Source organism: Ketobacter sp. MCCC 1A13808 (genome assembly GCF_009746715.1).
Classification (GTDB): domain Bacteria; phylum Pseudomonadota; class Gammaproteobacteria; order Pseudomonadales; family Ketobacteraceae; genus Ketobacter.
This window is the reverse complement of the sequence record NZ_VRKW01000001.1, coordinates 104,323-123,354: the sequence shown is the minus strand read 5'-3', so window position 1 is coordinate 123,354 and position 19,032 is coordinate 104,323. Positions and strand designations below refer to the sequence as shown.

Here is a 19,032-nt window from a genome sequence, read left to right as displayed (position 1 = left end):
AGAATGAAAGTGCTGCTGTTGGGGGCGACCGGCTTAGTGGGCCAGTCTTGTCTTACTCATTTGCTGAGTTCCTCCGTTGTAAATGAGGTGATTGCCCCGACACGCCGTTCACTGCCAGTAAGGGATCGCAAGCTTTACAATGTGTTGGTGGATTTTGAGCGTTTGGATGAATATCCGGAATTGTTCGATGCGGATGTTATTTTATGTTGCCTGGGGACCACTATTAAACAAGCAGGTAGTCGTGCCCAGTTTAAGAAGGTGGATTACGAATATTGCATAGAAGCTGCTGAACTTGGGCGGGCTCGTTGTGCGAAGGCATTCCTGCTGGTTTCTGCGGTGGGTGCATCTGCTCAATCCATGGTGTTTTATTCTCGCGTGAAAGGGAAGCTGGAAACCTACCTGCGTGCGTTAGAGTATCCGGTGTTGTCAATTTACCGGCCTTCGTTACTATTGGGCGACCGTCAACAAAATCGACTAGGGGAAGAGCTGGGTGCGAAGGTGATGTCGCTCCTGAATCCTTTGATGGTCGGCTCTATGACCCGGTATCGGTCTATATCGGCGGACACCGTCGCCCGTGCGATGGTTAATGAATGTGTGCAGTTGGATCCTAGTCCGAAAATGGCCAAGGTAAACCTGTACACCCATCAACAGATTGTTAAACTGGCAGACGTCTGATTCTCAACATTTACGAGGTAACTACTGTGCAGATTCTTACCCCTGATTTGTGTGACGCCCATCCCGAAAGTGTTCGTATTGTGGAGCCCATATTTACCAATTATGGTGGTAAAGTCGCATTTGGCGGCCCTATCGTGACGATCAAATGCCATGAAGATAATTCGGTTGTGAAAGAGCAGGTGGGTACATCCGGCAACGGCAGGGTATTGGTAGTGGATGGCGGAGGCTCATTGCGGTGTGCGCTGCTCGGCGATATGCTGGCAGAAAAAGCAGCGGTAAACGGCTGGGCAGGTTTGATTATTTACGGATGTATTCGTGACGTGGACGAGATTGGAAAAACCGACCTGGGGGTTCAGGCGTTGCGCACTATTCCTATAAAAAGCAACCGGCAGGGAAGAGGGGATCTTGATATCCCAGTGAGCTTCGGCGGTGTAACTTTCTTACCCGGTGAGTTTGTCTATGCCGATAATAATGGTGTGATTGTGTCCCAGAAAGCGCTCGAGATGCCCTGACATTTATTAATTTTCCCGATCATTAAAAAGCCCGCGATGCTCAGGAAGCACCGCGGGCTTTTTCAGAACAATAATTTTTAGCTACTGCCTGTTTTTACCAAAATACTGACGCTGGTGTGCCGATGTTATGGCAGCAAGTGTGAGACCGCATCACGTTCTTCTGCTAGTTCGGTTTCTGTAGCTTGCATTTTTTCACGGCTGAAGTCACTGATGTCCAGGCCTTGAACAATTTCCCAGTCACCGTTTTTGCACACGCAAGGGAAAGAGTAAATCAATCCTTCCGCTATGCCGTAGCTACCGTCGCTATAAACGCCCATGCTGGCCCAGTCACCTTCGGCAGTGCCGAGTGCCCAGTCTCGTACATGGAAGATAGCCGCGTTGGCAGCGGAAGCGGCACTGGATGCGCCACGAGCTTTAATGATGGCTGCGCCACGTTGTTGCACGACAGGGATAAACTCGTTGCGGTACCAGTCTTGCTCAATTTTGGGTTCGGCCGCTTCGCCAGAGATCAAAGCTTTCGAAATATCAGGATACTGAGTAGAAGAGTGGTTGCCCCAGATGGTCATCTTGGTGATGTCGTTGATCGAGCTACCGGTTTTCTGAGCCAGTTGCGTGAGGGCGCGATTGTGGTCCAGGCGGGTCATAGCGGTGAACTGACGGGGGTTAATATCCGGAGCGTTGCGTTGAGCAATCAGCGCATTGGTATTTGCAGGGTTCCCAACTACCAATACTTTGATATCGCGGCTGGCATGATCGTTGATCGCTTTGCCCTGAACGGAAAAGATGGCGGCGTTGGCTTCCAGAAGATCCTTGCGCTCCATGCCGGGTCCGCGGGGGCGGGCACCAACCAGAAGAGCATAATCAGCATCTTTGTAAGCAACGTTAGGATCGTCGGTGATCACCATGCTGTGCAGAAGCGGAAAAGCACAATCGTCCAACTCCATCGCTACCCCTTGCAGGGCGCCCAAGGCAGGGGTGATTTCCAGCATCTGCAAAATGACCGGTTGATCCGGGCCTAACATTTCGCCTGCTGCAATACGGAACAATAATGAATAGCTGATTTGACCGGCGGCACCGGTAACGACTACGCGTACAGGTTGTTTCATTGGTTTTGATCTCCTGTCATCCTGTTTTAAGACGGCACAATTCTATTCATCTGAAGAACTAAATACCAATTTATTTGAGGGCGGCAGACAATCTGGTTCATTTCCGAACCATTTTGGGACTGATTGGGGGCGGGAGAGTGGAAGTTAGCCAGAGAAGGCTAAACGTCTTCGTTAATATAGACCCCTTCTCGGCGTACCGTTGCCGGATTATTGCTACCGGCGTTTTGAAGTAGCGTCTTCAATTCAGGGCGCAGTGCTTGATGGGCGTTGCGCCGATCTCCCCGCCGTCGGTCCAGGCTCACCGGAACAGAATTTTTTCGCCGGTCCTTACTGCGGGCGCGGCGTTCAGAAAATTTAGGGAGCTGTTGGGGGTCGGACTGTTTGGTCGCTTCAGAGGAATACACCCGAATCGAGCGATTTGATTTTAATCGCTCAATTTGACGGTTATGTATCATCGGCATTAACAACATGGCTGACTCTTTTTTGACGTTTATACTCAGTAAATTACCTTATATTTATAATATCGGCCAATTTGGGGAGTGCTTTAGGGAAACGTTAATGCGCTCAAGATCACTCCGGCCTGATCAGTAATCAATCAATTTTGCTAAGTTGTTGAATTAAATGCAGGAAATTGTTAGACAAATCGCTGTGTCGGGTCTATTTTCAGTTTTAACAAGGACTTAGTTAGGTTCACCAGAAACCAATCATAACCCAGGGAGCGGGCGGCCAGATTTACTGAGGTTCGCAATGAACAACAAGTTGAAAGCCCCTTTCGACCGTCCGAATTTCTGGATAGCCACTTCAATATTGTCCCGAACGCCCGATTAAGCCGCCCGGTTTATGAAGCGCTTCTTTTTTTTACTGCACAATATGCAGCCACTTCGGTTCCGAGTGGTGCTTTGCCTTGGCTTAATGTTGAATGTCAGTGCTTTCGCATCCGACGCCCAGCTGTCTATTCTGATCAATAATGTGAATTTAGTTAAATTGGATCTTTCCAGCCATATCGAGCTGTTTCTGGACGAGAGTGATGCTCTTACTCTTGAGGAAATAACCACACAGGCTGATGATTCCTTTCGTCCGGCGGATGAGTACAGGCACCTCCTCCCGCTAGGAGAGCATACTTTCTGGATGCGAGTCAGGTTACGCGAAAGTGCCGCAGTTGCGCTCCTTGCCCAAAAATGGAAGTTGGTGGTTGAATCGACCGAACTGAGGGGGTCGGAGCTGTATTTTAAGGATGAGTCGGGTTTTCAACGCATCATCGCCGGCGACGGGCGCCATTTGGAATACTCGGTCCCCATCGATCCTGACAAAGCCACTGAAGTGTATTTTAAAACAAAGGTGATTGGCGCATTCAACCTGCCGGTGACCTTGTGGAATGCTGAAGCCTACCAGTTATATAAGCGTAAAACGCTGCCCGCCTGGGGGTTGTTTTTTGGCGGTTTACTTGCGCTCATACTCTATAACCTGTTCCTTAGTGTTTCCCTATCTGAAGGTACTTATTTTTATTTGGCGGCATTTTTAGTTAGCAGCACATTGGTGGCCGCTTCCGGTGAAGGCTTTTTCAGTCGCTATAGTTTTGAATTTGCGTTTATGCAGACCTTCAATTTCAGCGCTTATATTCAGTGTCTGGCCCTGGTTTGTGCGGTAGCGTTTACGCGCAGTTATCTCGGTACCAAAATTGATTACCCCTTGATGGATAGAATGCTGTTAGGTGCAGCATTAGGTGCTTTATTATTGGCGCTTTTTGTCGCGGTCGGTGTGTTGAATCAGCCTTTGTTTGTATTGTTGTTTATTGCGTGTAGCGCGTTGTTCTTTGTGCCGGCCATTGTTGCGTGTCTGAATGTGTCGCAACGCGCGACACGTTACTTCCTGGCTGGGTGGTCTGTATTCATGCTTGGCTATGTTATTTTCCAGTTAAGCGAGATCGGTATAATTCCAGTGAATGGCTTCACTATTCGATTCAAGGAAGTTGCACTTTGCTTTTTAGGCATCACCCTGTCCTTAGGTATAGCTGCCCGGATCCAGCGTGAGCGATTTGAGAAAAGGAAGGATGTCAGTTTGCAAAATGACACGATGCTGGAACTCAAGTATGCAGAAGAGCAATTACAGAAAAAAGTATTGCGGGATACGTTGCACCATTTTCCGGAACTGGATGTATTAGCGGGTGTGGCTCAGAAAATGATTGCATCACGGGCCTCGGACGAAGAGTCCGTTACTCTGGTTTTAGTGGAACTGCATCACCTTATCCAGGTAGAAAACCATCTGGGACACGCGGCAAAAAATGAACTGCTTACTCGTGCAACCAAGCGTTTAAGCATTATTTTGCGCAGCATTGCCGGGGTCGTTCCGCTATCGGAGTTTAAGGATCAATATGCCCCTATGGCGGTAATGGGTAACGGCGAATACGCGTTTTTATTGCAGTCAATGGATGACTGTGCGGTTAATATCGCAGTAGAGGAGGTCGAGTCCGCTATGCAGCGACCATTCTTCTATCAGGGTGTCGCATTGCAGCCGGGCGTTTCGTTCGGAGTCTCAAAATTAAGCGAAGTAGTGACTCAATTTAACGGCCTTTTGGAGCAAAGCCTGACGGCACTTTCTGCCGATAAAACCAAAAACCTGAGTAAAGGTTATCACCTGGAAACGGTAAATCAATATAACCCGCGTAATATCAGCCTGATCAACGAACTGCGTGCCAGTATTCAGGATGATCAACTTGCATTGTACTTCCAGGCTATTTACGATTTGCGCAGTAATAAAGTGTGCGGTATAGAGGTGCTCGTTCGCTGGAACAGCGCCCTGGAACACAGTGTGAACCCCAGCGAGATTTTTTATCTGGCAGAGGTGGGAGGCTTTGTTTCCGAACTGACGTTGAAAATGATCGATAAAGCCATTCACCATTATTTGGTCGCGGTTGATCCCCACCAAACCCCGCTTAAATTATCTATTAGTTTGTCGCCCAAGTGTTTGCGGGAGTCCGGCTTTATTGAAGAGGTGGGTTTCCTACTGCAAAAGAATCACATTCCAGCGCAGGTGCTTTCTTTTGAGATCAAGGAAGCGGCTATCATTGAAGATCCCAATATCACCCGGGAAGTGCTAAACCGTATCCGCGCCACGGGTATTGGGCTAACCATTGATGAGTTTGGAGTGTCCTACGGTAAGCCCTCGTATATGAGCAATTTGCCGGTTACCGAGGTTAAGCTGGATCAACGGTTGATCGGCAATCTGGATAGCCACTATGACCGGGAATCCTTGACTGAAATAGTGACCTTGTGTCGGGCACAGGATATTAAATTGGTAGTGCATGGGATCGAAGATGAAACTGCATTCACCAAACTTGAGAAGTTAGGCTGTTGCTTTGCTCAGGGCCATTATCTGGCAGCGCCGGTGAAAGCAGCTGATTTTCGTTTGCCTCGGTACCGAAATAAGAAGCAGGTTCAGCATTAAACTGTATAGTGGTATATTTATGGGTTATAGAGAACAGGAAAAGAATTATGTCCGTCAGCCATCCGGTTCAGACTTCGATTGAAACTAAAATGAATGCCCAGCTTGTGCTTTCACATCTTGAGGTGATTAACGAAAGTCATATGCACAGCGTACCGCCCAATTCGGAAACCCACTTTAAATTAGTGGTGGTTACCGATGCATTTGAAGGGAAGCGTTCAGTCGCTCGTCATCAGATTGTATACAAAATTCTGGCAGATGATTTGGCCGGGCCTGTGCACGCTCTTGCTTTACATACGTACACGCCTGCCGAATGGAACCAAGCGAACGCGAGTGCACCTGCATCGCCGCAGTGTCTGGGCGGTAGCAAAGCCGATCGACTTTAGCATGCGCTGAATCTAGTCGGTTTTTTCAACAAGGGTGAGAGTGGGCAGCCTCACGATATAAATGGTTACCCCGCAGGCAATGATAAACATGATTATCCTCACCGCCAGATACTTGCCGAAAAGCAGGGCTGACACGGTCATAGATAACCACATTACTACCAGTATGCTAATCTTCGCTCGCGTCGGAATCCCCTTGCCATTGAGATACATTTGAATATAGGGGCCGAGGTGGGGTTGATTCAGCAGCCAATCATGAAAGCGGGTAGAGCTTTTCGCAAAGCAGCTGGCCGCCAGTAACAGAAACGGGGTGGTGGGTATCAGAGGCAGGAAGATGCCGATCACGCCCAAAACCACAGCCAGCCAGCCTATGGCAATCAGAACGTATCGAATCACCGGGTTATGAAGATTTTGTGGGTCCATTGAGTTTAGAAGCGAAAAAGCAGCCCTGTTGCAAATCCAGTCGCTTCCCAGGTTACCTCATTTAACGTAGTTGTACCACGTGACCCATCCGCCAGATAGACAACGTCGGTACCCGGATTGGTGCGCCAATCTTCTCGATACCAGTTAAGCCACAAGCTGAATAATTCTGAAAAGCGGTATGCGTAAGAAAGTTGCAGCCCAAATCCGTTGCCACCGGCCCAGTGCTCGAAACTCTTAGGATGGGCGAAATCACTGCGCAGGTTCCAGTCCGCTTCAGCATGATAATCCAGTAAATGAAATTTTGCGTTCAGCAGTAATTCATGGTTTTGGGTTTCCATTTTCCAGCCCATTCCCATAACTATGGAATCCCAGCTTGTGATATAGGAGCTGTTCAGCGTGTTACGGAAGGGCCCCAGATTATAGGGGTTGTATATGTCCACGACCTGAAGTCCTTCGGTCATTAGCATTTTTTGAGTCTTGCGGGTGTAAGCCAGCATCGGTATCAATGATTGATAGGTATTGATCTGAAAGTGGTAAGCGGCTCCCAGGGTAATATCCTGCATCCGAGAGCCGTTTGCTGAAGAGTGACTGCGACTGTACTCCTGGCCTCGGTTATCGGTCTGGTAGTCAGAATCCTGCACACTACCGTCGCTCGCAATTCCGGTTTTATAATCCACAAACAACTCGGCGTTGGTCAGTGGCCCGCGTTTGAATAGGGTGCTACCCGACATCTGGAATTGTTTGAATTGTACATTCCGGTAGGTCAATTCAGACAGTATGTTCGGGCCTCCGTTGCCGCCTGCAATCTGCCAGTTAAGAGTGCCTTGGGTATTGCCATAACTAGTGTTAAATTTTACTTCAGCAGGCGCTGTGTCTGGGCCAAATGCCCACGCAGGTAATGTGCAGATTGAAAGCAATGAGCAGCTTACTATGCGCAAGAACTTCGTCAGGGTATGTGTATCCATGTAGCAGCGACCAGCAATATATAATTCGGGAGATTGACCGCCGGACTGCCCGTAAAGCGGCCCGGTATTACTTTCAGACTAGTCGAAAATTCAAAATGTAAAGATATGTAACCAGGATGAATGCATAACATCAGCCTCTTCAATGGCTTACATTTCAAATTAATTTTCTTACTCAGGGTGACAATAAGTTGGCGCATCAAAGTGATTTAGCCAGTGGGAATGACACGGAATTTCAACTCACCTATGGCAAACGGAAAAGTATCGGTATTTATGTCAGTGCTGAGCATGGTATCGAAGTGCGGGTGCCTTATTTCGTGTCGCGCAAGGAAGCAATGAGCTTCGTCTATTCCAAGCGCGTTTGGATTGAGAAACAACTCGCAGAGTTAGAGCGCCGTCCGAAACCCTATGAACCACAACTTCAGTGGGGGAATCAGTTTTACTTCCTGGGAGAAAAGCAGGTAATCGGCTATGATACGGCCCCCGCAGTGGAATATGTGGTGCCCGGCGCTGCCGCCGGTGACTCTGTTGCAACAGTAGAACGAAAATTAAAAGCCTGGTATCGAACGCAGGCCAGCGCCATCTATCACGAACGGCATGACCACTGGCGCCAGCAAATGCAGTCATTTGCGTTGTCTGCGTCCACGATAGAGCCAAGGCTGATGAAGCGGCGCTGGGGAACCTGTCGCAGCAACGGCCGTATCCTACTTAATACCAATTTGGTGAAGTACCCGTTGGAATGCATTGATGTCGTGGTTGTACATGAACTATGTCATCTCAAAGAATTCAATCACAGCACCCGGTTCTATCGGTTAATGACAATGGCGATGCCGCAATGGCGTCGTTGGGATGCATTGCTAAACGACCTTAGCCTGCAATATTAGGCTGGCTCCGATGTCGATCCTGGCCCGGCCCTGAGCATCACGATTGACTTGTATTTGTCACTTTTGATCATTGTTGCTAACCACGCCACTCGCCTAGCATTTAGAGCGCTGTTTATTATTCCTATCTCATTAAACGCGACACCCATCTATATAGAAAAGGGGCAGTAACGAATGTCTGCAGATCAAAGCGCATCGTTCAATGAATGTTTCGATATAACGTTAACAGCAGAGCAGCGCATGACACGGGAATCTTTGCGACGATTCGCCCGTGCTGAAATTCAATCCATAGCTCGCGCTTCAGACGAGGCGGGCCAGCCTCCTGCAGAGTTCTTTAATCGCATTGCCGAGCTGGGTTTGAGCCTGATGCCGATACCGGAAGCACTGGGGGGAGCGGGTATGATACGTTCGCCGGTTTCCAATATGTTGAACGCTGAGGATTTGGGTAAGGGGGACATGTCACTGGCGATTGCGGCGTTAACACCTTCGAGTTTCATCAATGTGCTGTTGGATCAGGCGTCAGAACGGCAACAGGAAAAATACCTGACTCCGCTGGCAAACGAACGTTTTCAAGTAGCTACCATTGCTTTGATGGAGCCGCGTGCCACTTTCGATGCCGCAGACATACGTACGAAGGCGTTCAAGGTCGCGACAGGGTATTGTCTGAACGGCGAGAAGACGATGGTAGCATTGGCAGCACAGGCACGCTTTATTCTGGTGCTGGCAGCGGACGAAAATAACCGGATCGCAGGCTTTATCGTCGATGGTGATAGTGCAGGTCTGCGCGTGACGGACGAACACTACATGGGGTTAAGACCATTAAATTTAAGCCGTGTTACGTTAAAGGATGTGCAAGTGGGCGTAGATGCGCGCATCGAACTCGATATTCGGCGCCTGACCGACCTGTCAGCAATCGGCCTGAGCGCCGTTACCGTTGGCTGCTGCGAGGCCGTGCTGGATTACGTTGTGCCCTATGTGAATGAACGTACCGCTTTCGGGGAGCCTGTTTCTCATCGCCAATCGGTTGCCTTCATGGTGGCGGATATGGCGACCGAGCTGGAAGCCATGAGAATGCTGGTGTATCGGGCAGCGTCGCGTGCTGAACAGGGATTACCGTTTCATGAACAGGCGTATTGGTGCCGTATATTTTGTGCCGAAAAATCCATGGAAATCGGTACTAACGGCATTCAGTTATTGGGCGGTCACGGCTTCATCCGAGAGCATCCGGTAGAGATGTTTTACAGAAACTTGCGGGCGCATGCACTGTTACAAGGTGTGGTAGTGGTTTAATCGAATCAGGAAGGAGCTTCCAAATCATGATTAATTTAGAGTTACCACAGAAATTACAAATGGCTCAGAAGATGAGCCACCAGTTGGCTCATGCGGTGTTCCGACCGATAGCACGAAAGTACGATAAAATCGAACATTGCGATACTCCAGAGGAGTTGATTCCGGTCGGGGCGATGCTGAAAAATGTCGGCATGAGTTCCCAGCGAACGTCGTCGGAAGGCTCTGCTGGTGTGAGTGAGATCAGCAACGGTGCCAATATGATGCAAGTATTGGCGACTGCAGAGTTGTCCTGGGGGTGTGTCGGATTGATGTTATCCATCCCGGGGTTGGGTTTAGGGAATGCGGCAATACAAGCCGTTGGCACGCCCCAACAGAAGCAAAAGTTTGGTCAGTTACATTGTGCTATGGCCATTACTGAACCTGGTTGCGGTTCAGATTCGGCCGCAGTTCAGACTACTGCACGGTTGCAAGGTGATAATTGGATTTTAAACGGTGAAAAAATTTTCGCCACTGCTGCACAGCGGGGTGATGCAGTGGTGGTTTGGGCGACTCTGGATAGGGGTAAAGGTAAAGCCGCCATTAAATCCTTCGTGGTAGAAAAAGGCACACCGGGAATGGAGGTGGTGCGTTGTGAAGACAAAATGGGTTTGCGGGTATCTGATACAGCCGCTATCGTATTCACCGATTGCAAAATTCCCAAGGACAATATTCTGGGCTCTGCGGAAATAGCGGATACCGCGGAGGCGCGCAAGAAAGCTTTTGGCGGCGTAATGCAGACATTCGATAATACCCGTCCGCCGGTTGCCGCGATGGCCTATGGCGTGGCACGCGCGGCTCTGGAGATCACGCGGGAGCTGCTGGAAAAAGAAGGAGTGGTATTCGATTACGGCAAGAGCCTTTATAACGGTAGTGCTCTGCAAGCAGAAATTTATCGCCTGGAAGCCGAGCTGGAAGCGTCGCGGCTATTGATACTAAAAGCAGCGTGGATGGCTGATAATAATCAGCCAAATTCAAAGGAGGCGTCCATGTGCAAAGCAAAAGCAGGACGGGTCGGTAATCGCATCACACTGAAATGCGTCGAGCTGTGCGGGTCATTGGGTTATGGTGAAGCCGAGCTGTTGGAAAAGCTGGCTAGGGATTCTAAAATCCTGGATATTTTTGAAGGTACCCAGCAGATACAACAATTGATTATTGCCCGACATGTGCTGGGAAAATCTTCCTCTGAATTAAAGTAATACAGAGGGAGCGAAACGGGGTCTGTAAGAGTGGTCCGGAACCGACCCTGACCCCGTCGATGCGGTTTACTGCTTGTAAACTAGTAAACCAGTGCAGCTTGAGTGACCAGCCAGGGGAAAGTTGTATATTTTCGGTAGTGGCGTGTCAGCTTAATTGCCTGATCTCCCCGGTTTATATTCTTATCGACGATGTAAGCCTTCCAATCGCAATGTCTATCGCTGAATTCTATTGTGGAATACCCGTTTTGCGTGGTGTTGAAATAGCGGATATGAGGGTTGGTCGTGCGCACAGCCGTGTTGGTGACAGCCTGCGCGACAAGTTGCTGTTCGCCCTGGGGAGTGGCTGCGCCGATCAAGTCAAAGAGCCCAGCAGACGTTACCGAGGGCGTCATGAATTCCACACCTAAATAGTTGTCAAAATCAAATATGGAACGCTTGTCGTAGTCCTTCTTGATATGCGATGCAATATAAGTGTGCAGATCGCCTGTTACTACGACAAAATTTTCAATTTTATTCAGGGCGACCTCGTTGTTTATCATATTTCTTTCATAGTCGAAGCCATCCCACGCATCGACATTGATGGGCAATTTGCCATTTTTTAATTTAATTCCCAGGCTGCCCATGTAGGTTTGGTTGCCGAGCAGCTTCCAGCGTGCACTGGAGCCAATGATGCCATTCAAAAGCCAGTCGCGCTGATCCGCACCGAGCAGTGTCTGTTGATCGCTACGCCAGTTCGAACAACCGTAAGGCAGGTAGCGCTCAAAAAAATCGCCCTCGCCACAGGGGTGGCCGGTTCGGTACGTGCGACCATCCAACATAAATAGATCCACCAGATTACCCAGCTGCACACGACGGTAATACTTTAGATAGCGGTGTGGATCCGTGGAATCTGCATTGACCTCCACCCGTGCCGGAATGTATTCGAGCCAGGCTTGTTGGGAATCCAGCATCAGTTGGTTGAGCAGAGCCGGGTCATTTCCGAAAGCCGGGTCGAGGGTATAGGGGTGATCCGGCGCGCCCAGGGTATGGCGTTCGTAATCCCAATAGGCGTCGTTTACAGTCTCGTGGTCGTCGCGGGTAATAATGAAGGTATGTTGCTCCATGGCTTGCTGTAGTAGCGGATCAGAACGGTAAGTTCGATAAAGATGACGATAATCGTCCAGATCCAGAGCCACCAGTCCGTCACTGGGCAGAATAATTTTACGGTCTTCGAAGGGCAGGCTTTGAAAGCGAGGGTCTCCTGCGGTCTCATAGATAAAATCCCCCAGGTGAAGCACGAAATCAATCGAGTCATCTGCGGCGATCTGGGCCATTACGCCATAGTAACCATTGGTATAATCCTGGCAGGTCAATAGCGCCAGTTTTAGGTGCTGCAGTTCGGCTCCGTATGGGGGGGCTGTGCGGCAACGCGCGGTTCGGCTCACCGTGTTGTTGTAAATAAAACGGTAATAATAGCGGATGTCCGGTTCCAGATAGCCATCCAAATCCAACGACACAGTGTAATCCCGACTGGGCTTGATGTGGGGTGCCTCAACCAGGCTTTCAAACGCGAGCTGCCTGAACTCCACGTCGTGGGCCACCTGGACAATGAGAGCTTGCCCCTGGCGATAGGCGCTGGGGTCGATCCGGGTCCAGAGCATCACGCCCGTAGGGGTAGGGTCACCGGAGGATACAGACAAGCTGAAGACCCGGGCCGAGTCCTTTGATAGTGGAGCATCAGGTGATATCAGTCCGGCTTGCGCCTGATCCGCGGTAACAGTGACAATAAAAGGAGTGGCGATTCCGGCAGCGATAAATGACAGAAATCTACGTCGATCAATCGTGTTCATTTAAGTACCCCAAGCTGTACTATTTATAAGTGAATCACCCATCACAAGCTGTGGATTCGGCATTGTGCCGGGTCAATGGATGACTCTTGTATCTTTTTATTATGTGATTTATGTTTCAGGCGGAAAACTTTATAACACCCTGATAAAGCAATATAATTAAGGCGGAACGAAAGTACAACTAAGTTCGTAAGTTTACATTACGTCAGATTTCAGGTAAAAACCCCCCGCCATTCCCCCAACAGAGAATCATCATGCCGGACAACGTAGTAAGCAATGCAGAATTGGTGAAGAAACAGCGCACCCAATTTAACAAGTTGCAGAAGCGGCTGCGTCGGGAAACCGGCAAAGCGATCGCTGACTTCAATATGATTGAAGAGGGAGACCGGATTATGGTTTGCCTGTCCGGTGGAAAAGACTCTTACACAATGCTCCATATTCTGATGGGGCTGCAAAAGAGCGCTCCCATCCAGTTTGACCTTGTCGCCGTCAATATGGATCAGAAGCAGCCCGGGTTTCCCGAGCATGTTTTGCCTCAATATCTGGACGCATTAGGCATCGAGTATTACGTAATTAATCGCGACACCTATTCGGTAGTAAAAGAAAAAATCCCGGAAGGCGCTACGACCTGTGGCCTGTGTTCGCGCTTGCGTCGCGGAACCCTATATTCTTTCGCTGAAGATATAAACGCTACCAAAATAGCATTGGGACATCATCGTGATGATATGGTGGAAACCCTGTTCTTGAATATGTTTTATGGTTCCCGGCTGTCTTCGATGCCACCGAAGTTATTGTCGGATGATGGCCGAAATATCGTTATCCGTCCGTTGGCTTATTGCCGCGAAAAAGACATCGAGAAATTTGCCGCGTTCAAGGAGTTCCCTATCATTCCCTGCAATCTTTGCGGCTCACAGGAAAACTTGCAACGACAGAATATTAAAGCCATGCTGCAACAGTGGGACAGACAAACACCGGGCCGAATCGAGCATATCTTCAGTGCAATGCAAAACATTAAGCTTTCACAAATGGCAGACCCTGCGTTGTTCGATTTTAGTCAACTTCAAATCGACCGTAGCGGTGAACGCAAAGTGTATGAGTTTGCGGATGATCAAACTATTGAGGGTAAACCCGCCAACGCAGCCGTACAAAAAATGGATGTGCTAAATCTTTAGCACGGATCGGGATCGGGAGAAAACCGCTGTTGTCAGGTAACGGATGCTGAATTACATATGGGGTGGTTTTTTTCTGATTGGTGCGCTGGTCAGCGCGCTGCGTTGTTTAAACGGGGACGTCGGAGCCTTCCAGGAAGTCATCCAGGCCAGCTTTGATATGGCGCAACTGTCTGTCGAAATAGCCTTGGGCTTGGTGGGCCTGCTGGCACTCTGGTCCGGTTTTTTTAGAATAGCCGAGCGTGCCGGCCTGATCGATAGCGTCAGCCGTTTGTTGTCTCCCTTTTTTACCCGCATCATGCCGGAAGTACCGAAAGGCCATCCGGCCCAGGGTGCAGTCACTTTAAATCTGGCCGCCAATATGCTCGGTTTGGATAACGCCGCCACGCCTTTAGGCTTGAAAGCCATGCAGGCACTGCAATCCTTGAATCCGCAGAAAGATACCGCCTCAAACGCGCAAATCCTGTTTCTGGTTTTGAACACGTCCTCTGTCACGCTATTACCTGTTACGATTTTTATGTATCGCGCACAACTGGGCGCCACTGACCCGACTCTGGTTTTTATTCCCATTTTATTGGCGACAGCAGCTTCATCTCTGGTGGGTTTATTAACGGTTATGGTGGTGCAACGTATTCGTTTTGATGTTGTGGTGCTGGCCTATCTTTTCACTATATTGGTTGCAATCAGCGCCTTTATTTATTGGCTGTCTTTTCTATCTTCATCACAGCTAACCGATGTATCTACTATGTTGGCAAACGGACTATTGCTGGCAGTCATCGTGCTCTTTATAGCTGTGGGCATGCGAAAAGGGGTTCCTGTGTATGAACAGTTTATCGAAGGTGCGAAGGAGGGCTTCGGCACGGCCATTCAATTGATTCCCTATCTGGTCGCCATGTTAGTTGCGATTGGGGTATTCCGCGCCAGCGGTGCATTAGACTATGGATTGGAGTGGATCAGGCTGGCGCTAACTAATGCCGGTATAAACGGGCAAATTGTAGACGCCTTGCCGGTCGCCTTTATGAAACCGTTCAGCGGTAGTGGAGCCCGTGCATTAATGCTGGATGTCATGAACACTCAGGGAGTGGATTCCCTCCCGGCGCTGATTGCCACGGTGATGCAGGGTTCTACTGAGACGACGTTTTATGTGCTCACTGTCTATTTCGGCGTGGTGGGGATTACCCGTATTCGTTATGCGTTGTGGTGCGGTTTGTTGTGCGATGCGGTGGGGCTTACTGCTGCAGTGATACTCGGACTGTGGTTTTTCAGCTGATTCTGCCATAATTCACCGTGTTTATAGCTTGTTGGGCGGCATTGTTAACATGAATATTGGTCGGATTGACCTTAACCTTTTAGTTTACCTGGATGTGTTGCTGCGGGAGCTGAATGTAACCCGCGCAGCGGAGCAGCTGGGCATCACCCAGCCTGCCATGAGCAACGGCCTTAAGCGGCTGAGAGTGCTGTTTAATGACCCCTTGCTGATTCGTTCCAGTGAGGGAATGAAACCGACAGAGCGAGCCCTGGATCTGCAACCGCGTGTCCGCCAGATTCTGGTGGATACGCAGTTTATGCTGGAACCGCGCCAGGAGTTTAAGCCCCTCACCAGTCGGCGTGTCTTTCGCATCATGGTAAGCGATTATGCTGAGTCTACTCTGATCCCGCCGTTAATTAAGCATATCCGCAGCGAGGCACCTAATATCATCCTGGATTTTCTTACCCCATCCGACGTGAGTTATCAGGACATGGAACAGGGTCGGGTCGATATGGCGATTAATCGTTTCGATGAAATTCCGCAATCGTTTCATCAGACCACGGTATGGAATGACACATTTTCCTGCCTGATCAATAAAAAAAATCCGGTGGCGACCAATTTTAATTTAAAATCGTATCTTAATGCGCAGCATATTTGGGTGAGTAAAACCGGTATGGGCGTGGGCTTTGGAGTCAACCCGGAAAAGTCCGGTGGATTGGGTTGGATTGATCAGGCGCTGCAGCGTATAGGCAGCAAACGTAAGATCACGATCTTTACGCGGCACTATCAAATGCCCGGCTTATTAGCACAAAACAATGATCTTATTGCAACATTGCCAACCAAAGTGGCCATCATGCAAGCGACCAATCCTAACCTGGTGATGTTGGATCCGCCTTTTTATATTCCTGAGTTTGATTTGAAAATGGCCTGGAGCCCTTTGCTGCACCCCAATGCGGGTCACCAATGGCTGCGTCGTTTAATTATGTACAGTGTTGAGCGCAGGGAGGAAGACGTGGTGTTGCCGGAAAAGCCAGCAGCAGAAGCGGCCGCCAGTGGAATTGACCCGTCGGATTTGATTTAAGCGGAGAGCTTAATAGCCTAAGTTACGTAATAGATTCCGGTGCTTTTCTGAGTTGATCCGGTTATCGGCCAGTGCGTCCGACACAAACTCAGTCGCATCGGGGATGATATCAAACAGACCGTAACCCTGAGCAGAAATTTCCGCTTGGGCCAGTATCTCATTCAATTTGAAAAAGGCATTACTTCGTCTGCCACCCTGATAATCCAACCAGGTTTGCATCATTGCGATGGGCAGATAGCGCACCGGATACCCGCATTCGATATTCAAATACAGTAGCTGCGCGTTGAGACGGCTAGCTTCGCTGAATTTGCCCTGACTGACGTGGTAGAAAATGGCGCATACCAGCCAGTTTTCACGAATGTTCCATTCCATCGCCGATTTGGAATCGAGGCTCTGAGCCACTTTTTCCGGTAGCTGATATTGAATGACCCATGCATTGATACTGAGCTGGTCCGATCGTATTAGTGCGTAGCGGAAATGCTCCAGTATGACGTGCACCTGTAATGACTTGCTGTGATGTTGTTGAGCTGACTTATCCAGAAAATTTAAAATCACCTTAGCCTGGTCGTATCGTCTATGGCGTAAATGGTCATGCAGTAGCGGACTGAAAACCTGCACCAGTCCGTTACTATTCAGTCCCGCAACATTCGACGCAGCCAGCGCATGTGCCTCGGCTATTCCGATCTGTGGTTTGATACCGCAATAGAAAATATACGCTCTCAGTGCCAGAATCAGATGATGCTTCTCTTTCGTCGTGGCCGCCAGGGCGCTGGAAAGAAACCGGTTACAGATTTCCAGCGCACCATTTAGATCGCCGCTGAGCATTTCAATTCGAGCCTGTATGTAAATTGAAACGATTAAACAATGCGAATTGGCGTTTACCTTTGCAATGCCGGCAGCAAGCTTAAGGTGTCGTTTTGCACGACTAAAATCACCACTAACGCAATAGTGGTGAGCCAATATGTTTTCGATGCGTGCACTGACACCCGGGGAAACCAGGGTATTGCTGTGGAGCGTATTCAGGTAATCCAGCAAACGGGTACTCAACGGTGAGTGCATGGCCTGCAATGCGACATAGATAATAGCCATATGGCATTGTAATTTATTCGCGGGATTGAGGAACAGTTGCTTGATGGTAGAGTCCGGATCGTGTTCGTATCCCGGCAACACCGAACGCAACAAAATGGAGAGTTCGTTTTGTGCGGCCTTGATATGTCCCGAAAGACTTAATGCCCAGCACCAGGCCAGGCGATCCTGATCACCCAGTGCAGGCGAAACATGGGTTTTGTTTTTGATCCATTCCAATACCATTTCAACGTCTATCAGACGTATTGCCGTTTTTAGGCATTGCTGTTTTATCTCTGCGATGAATTCCGATTGGCTATGATATTCCGCTGCATGGTAGGCTTCGGCAGCAAAGTCGTTTTCGATTAACCAATTGCAGGCTCTGGATACCATCGGGTCTTTGCAGCCGGGAGGCAAGTTTGTAAATTGCTCTTTAAGGTGTTCCTGGACCACCGGATGATAGCGATAACACAGCTTGTCGCTTTCGGTCTTGACCAGGATGCCGTTGATGGACTCCAGAATTGATAAGGATCGGGCACAATCAGGTGATTCCGTGACACGCATGCAGAGTTGTTTGTTGAAGCGGTTCAGAAATACGCTAGCCTGAATCAATTGTTTTACTGACTCCGATTGTTGCCGAACAAGAATATCGATCAGATTAAGTGTGAAAGAGCCGGAGTTGATTTCGATGTCGAGCCGGCTTTTAAGGTTGTTCTGTTGCAAAAAGCTAACAGCGAGACCGGCTCCGTAGGGCCAGCTACCATTTCGGCTATGCAGGGCGTTCAATACAGTCTGGAAATGAATGCTGGGGCCCGCCTTTAGCAGAACGCGCTCAGTCTCTGCGAGGCTGAAGTACAATTGCTTTTCCGTCAGTTGAAAAAAATCACCCGTTGCCTTGATGTGTTTCAGGTTCAGCGTATGTGTGTATTCCCCTGATAATACCCAGACAACGTTATGAGTTGCCTCAATAATCTTGACTATTGAAGGCGCCCAGTTAACGCCTCCAAGATGATGTAATTCATCCAGTATAATAATCAGTGGTGCATGATTCTTGGCTGCTAACCTGTTTAGTTCTTCTATGAACATCCCGACCGCAAATTGGGGAGTTGCCGTTAAAAATTCGTTAGCCGGGCAAATTACATAAGCGGGGAATTGGGGATCAATTTTACGGATGGCGTGAGTGAGACGATTAAAAAAATTCTTTGCGTAGTGGTCCTTGGGCATCAATTCCAGCCACACAGCGCCTAACCCCGAAAATGCGTCGGTCAGCAACGACGTTTTGCCGGAACCTAAAGGTGCAACAAGGGAAATGATGCGCTTGTCCAGTTGAGAGCGGATTTGCAGAGTCAAATCATGACGTGCAATCCTGGCAGGGCGGCTACTTTCCGAGTTTGGCTGCGGTCGCTGAATTCCGGACGACACAGAGTCTGACGGCAGTGAAAATTGCTTTATCGCATTCATAGAAACCAGCTTGGTTGTTTTTATTAGTTATTTATTTGCCGGTAGCCGAAACTCTACTGCCAGGTATAAGAATTCATCTGTTAATTTCAGTTTCTGAATGACTCGATTCAGAGCCCTATGATGAACAGCAAGGAGCAGGCTTGTAATAATAAAGCCTGAAAAGTGGATGATATTCAAGAGATAAATCGAATATTTATTGTTCTAAGTTAAATAGTCTCCAAATTCTGGAGGTATATTGAGGGCGTGCTTGATGGATCTTCGGCAGCCCTTACA

Annotated in this window: 16 protein-coding genes; 10 read left to right on the top strand and 6 right to left on the bottom strand. The window is 49.0% G+C overall.

Annotation, left to right across the window (positions count from 1 at the left end; genetic code table 11):
• The first annotated feature begins 3 nt into the window (after nucleotides 1-3).
• Both FT643_RS00565 and rraA read left to right on the top strand, forming a co-directional pair.
• Nucleotides 4-675, top strand: a complete 672-nt coding sequence (locus FT643_RS00565) for an NAD-dependent epimerase/dehydratase family protein (RefSeq protein WP_156868746.1) — start codon at nucleotides 4-6, stop codon at nucleotides 673-675.
• A 26-nt stretch (nucleotides 676-701) separates the two neighbouring features.
• On the top strand, nucleotides 702-1,187 hold the full coding sequence (rraA, locus tag FT643_RS00560; protein WP_317621900.1) for a ribonuclease E activity regulator RraA: 486 nt from the start codon (nucleotides 702-704) through the stop codon (nucleotides 1,185-1,187).
• Nucleotides 1,188-1,312: 125 nt separating this feature from the next.
• Here the strand turns inward: rraA and FT643_RS00555 are convergent, their stop codons facing one another.
• Together FT643_RS00555 and FT643_RS00550 are read right to left on the bottom strand one after the other, a co-directional pair.
• Nucleotides 1,313-2,293, bottom strand: coding sequence for a malate dehydrogenase (locus FT643_RS00555; RefSeq protein WP_156868744.1), 981 nt, complete (start codon nucleotides 2,291-2,293; stop codon nucleotides 1,313-1,315).
• Nucleotides 2,294-2,451: 158 nt separating this feature from the next.
• Entirely contained in the window at nucleotides 2,452-2,763 is a 312-nt protein-coding gene (locus tag FT643_RS00550; RefSeq protein ID WP_156868743.1) for a hypothetical protein, read from the bottom strand.
• A 370-nt stretch (nucleotides 2,764-3,133) separates the two neighbouring features.
• On the opposite strand from FT643_RS00550, the gene FT643_RS00545 reads away from it, so the two are divergent.
• Both FT643_RS00545 and FT643_RS00540 read left to right on the top strand, forming a co-directional pair.
• Entirely contained in the window at nucleotides 3,134-5,737 is a 2,604-nt protein-coding gene (locus FT643_RS00545; RefSeq protein WP_156868742.1) for an EAL domain-containing protein, read from the top strand.
• Between the two features lie 47 nt (nucleotides 5,738-5,784).
• Nucleotides 5,785-6,120 (top strand): BolA family protein, encoded by a 336-nt coding sequence (locus tag FT643_RS00540; RefSeq protein WP_156868741.1) that lies wholly within the window; start codon nucleotides 5,785-5,787, stop codon nucleotides 6,118-6,120.
• 12 nt (nucleotides 6,121-6,132) lie between these two features.
• Here the strand turns inward: FT643_RS00540 and FT643_RS00535 are convergent, their stop codons facing one another.
• Together FT643_RS00535 and FT643_RS00530 are read right to left on the bottom strand one after the other, a co-directional pair.
• Complete coding sequence (locus tag FT643_RS00535) at nucleotides 6,133-6,540, bottom strand: YbaN family protein (RefSeq protein WP_156868740.1); 408 nt, start codon at nucleotides 6,538-6,540, stop codon at nucleotides 6,133-6,135.
• Nucleotides 6,541-6,545: 5 nt separating this feature from the next.
• Complete coding sequence (locus FT643_RS00530; protein WP_198043224.1) at nucleotides 6,546-7,505, bottom strand: hypothetical protein; 960 nt, start codon at nucleotides 7,503-7,505, stop codon at nucleotides 6,546-6,548.
• Between the two features lie 188 nt (nucleotides 7,506-7,693).
• Here FT643_RS00530 and FT643_RS00525 point away from each other — a divergent pair, with 188 nt between their 5' ends.
• The 3 genes from FT643_RS00525 to FT643_RS00515 all read left to right on the top strand — a co-directional run bounded on the left by FT643_RS00525 (nucleotide 7,694) and on the right by FT643_RS00515 (nucleotide 10,908).
• On the top strand, nucleotides 7,694-8,386 hold the full coding sequence (locus tag FT643_RS00525) for a M48 family metallopeptidase (protein WP_156868738.1): 693 nt from the start codon (nucleotides 7,694-7,696) through the stop codon (nucleotides 8,384-8,386).
• Nucleotides 8,387-8,557: 171 nt separating this feature from the next.
• Nucleotides 8,558-9,673, top strand: coding sequence for an acyl-CoA dehydrogenase family protein (locus FT643_RS00520; protein WP_156868737.1), 1,116 nt, complete (start codon nucleotides 8,558-8,560; stop codon nucleotides 9,671-9,673).
• Between the two features lie 29 nt (nucleotides 9,674-9,702).
• Nucleotides 9,703-10,908: an acyl-CoA dehydrogenase family protein gene (locus FT643_RS00515; RefSeq protein WP_411267792.1), complete on the top strand. Its 1,206-nt coding sequence runs from the start codon at nucleotides 9,703-9,705 to the stop codon at nucleotides 10,906-10,908.
• 80 nt (nucleotides 10,909-10,988) lie between these two features.
• On the opposite strand, the gene FT643_RS00510 is transcribed toward FT643_RS00515, so the two are convergent.
• Complete coding sequence (locus FT643_RS00510; protein WP_156868735.1) at nucleotides 10,989-12,737, bottom strand: alkaline phosphatase D family protein; 1,749 nt, start codon at nucleotides 12,735-12,737, stop codon at nucleotides 10,989-10,991.
• Between the two features lie 251 nt (nucleotides 12,738-12,988).
• Here FT643_RS00510 and ttcA point away from each other — a divergent pair, with 251 nt between their 5' ends.
• From ttcA to FT643_RS00495, 3 genes are read left to right on the top strand one after another with little or no spacing between them, the layout of a single operon-like run.
• Entirely contained in the window at nucleotides 12,989-13,906 is a 918-nt protein-coding gene (gene ttcA / locus FT643_RS00505; protein ID WP_156868734.1) for a tRNA 2-thiocytidine(32) synthetase TtcA, read from the top strand.
• Between the two features lie 43 nt (nucleotides 13,907-13,949).
• Complete coding sequence (locus tag FT643_RS00500) at nucleotides 13,950-15,173, top strand: nucleoside recognition domain-containing protein (protein WP_156868733.1); 1,224 nt, start codon at nucleotides 13,950-13,952, stop codon at nucleotides 15,171-15,173.
• A gap of 49 nt (nucleotides 15,174-15,222) precedes the next feature.
• A complete protein-coding gene (locus FT643_RS00495) occupies nucleotides 15,223-16,233 on the top strand; it encodes a LysR family transcriptional regulator (protein WP_156868732.1) in 1,011 nt (336 codons plus the stop codon).
• A 9-nt stretch (nucleotides 16,234-16,242) separates the two neighbouring features.
• Here the strand turns inward: FT643_RS00495 and FT643_RS00490 are convergent, their stop codons facing one another.
• Nucleotides 16,243-18,759, bottom strand: coding sequence for a hypothetical protein (locus tag FT643_RS00490; protein ID WP_156868731.1), 2,517 nt, complete (start codon nucleotides 18,757-18,759; stop codon nucleotides 16,243-16,245).
• Nucleotides 18,760-19,032: the final 273 nt, after the last annotated feature.

What these genes read in the sequence shown, in the direction of transcription:
- FT643_RS00545 (WP_156868742.1), top strand. Translation starts at nt 3,134, where the DNA reads ATGAAGCGCTTCTTTTTTTTACTGCACAATATGCAGCCACTTCGGTTC.
- ttcA (WP_156868734.1), top strand. Translation starts at nt 12,989, where the DNA reads ATGCCGGACAACGTAGTAAGCAATGCAGAATTGGTGAAGAAACAGCGC.
- FT643_RS00555 (WP_156868744.1), bottom strand. Translation starts at nt 2,293, where the DNA reads ATGAAACAACCTGTACGCGTAGTCGTTACCGGTGCCGCCGGTCAAATC.
- FT643_RS00510 (WP_156868735.1), bottom strand. Translation starts at nt 12,737, where the DNA reads ATGAACACGATTGATCGACGTAGATTTCTGTCATTTATCGCTGCCGGA.
- FT643_RS00565 (WP_156868746.1), top strand. Translation starts at nt 4, where the DNA reads ATGAAAGTGCTGCTGTTGGGGGCGACCGGCTTAGTGGGCCAGTCTTGT.
- FT643_RS00550 (WP_156868743.1), bottom strand. Translation starts at nt 2,763, where the DNA reads ATGTTGTTAATGCCGATGATACATAACCGTCAAATTGAGCGATTAAAA.
- FT643_RS00540 (WP_156868741.1), top strand. Translation starts at nt 5,785, where the DNA reads ATGTCCGTCAGCCATCCGGTTCAGACTTCGATTGAAACTAAAATGAAT.
- FT643_RS00535 (WP_156868740.1), bottom strand. Translation starts at nt 6,540, where the DNA reads ATGGACCCACAAAATCTTCATAACCCGGTGATTCGATACGTTCTGATT.
- FT643_RS00500 (WP_156868733.1), top strand. Translation starts at nt 13,950, where the DNA reads ATGCTGAATTACATATGGGGTGGTTTTTTTCTGATTGGTGCGCTGGTC.
- FT643_RS00520 (WP_156868737.1), top strand. Translation starts at nt 8,558, where the DNA reads ATGTCTGCAGATCAAAGCGCATCGTTCAATGAATGTTTCGATATAACG.
- FT643_RS00490 (WP_156868731.1), bottom strand. Translation starts at nt 18,759, where the DNA reads ATGAATGCGATAAAGCAATTTTCACTGCCGTCAGACTCTGTGTCGTCC.
- FT643_RS00530 (WP_198043224.1), bottom strand. Translation starts at nt 7,505, where the DNA reads ATGGATACACATACCCTGACGAAGTTCTTGCGCATAGTAAGCTGCTCA.
- FT643_RS00495 (WP_156868732.1), top strand. Translation starts at nt 15,223, where the DNA reads ATGAATATTGGTCGGATTGACCTTAACCTTTTAGTTTACCTGGATGTG.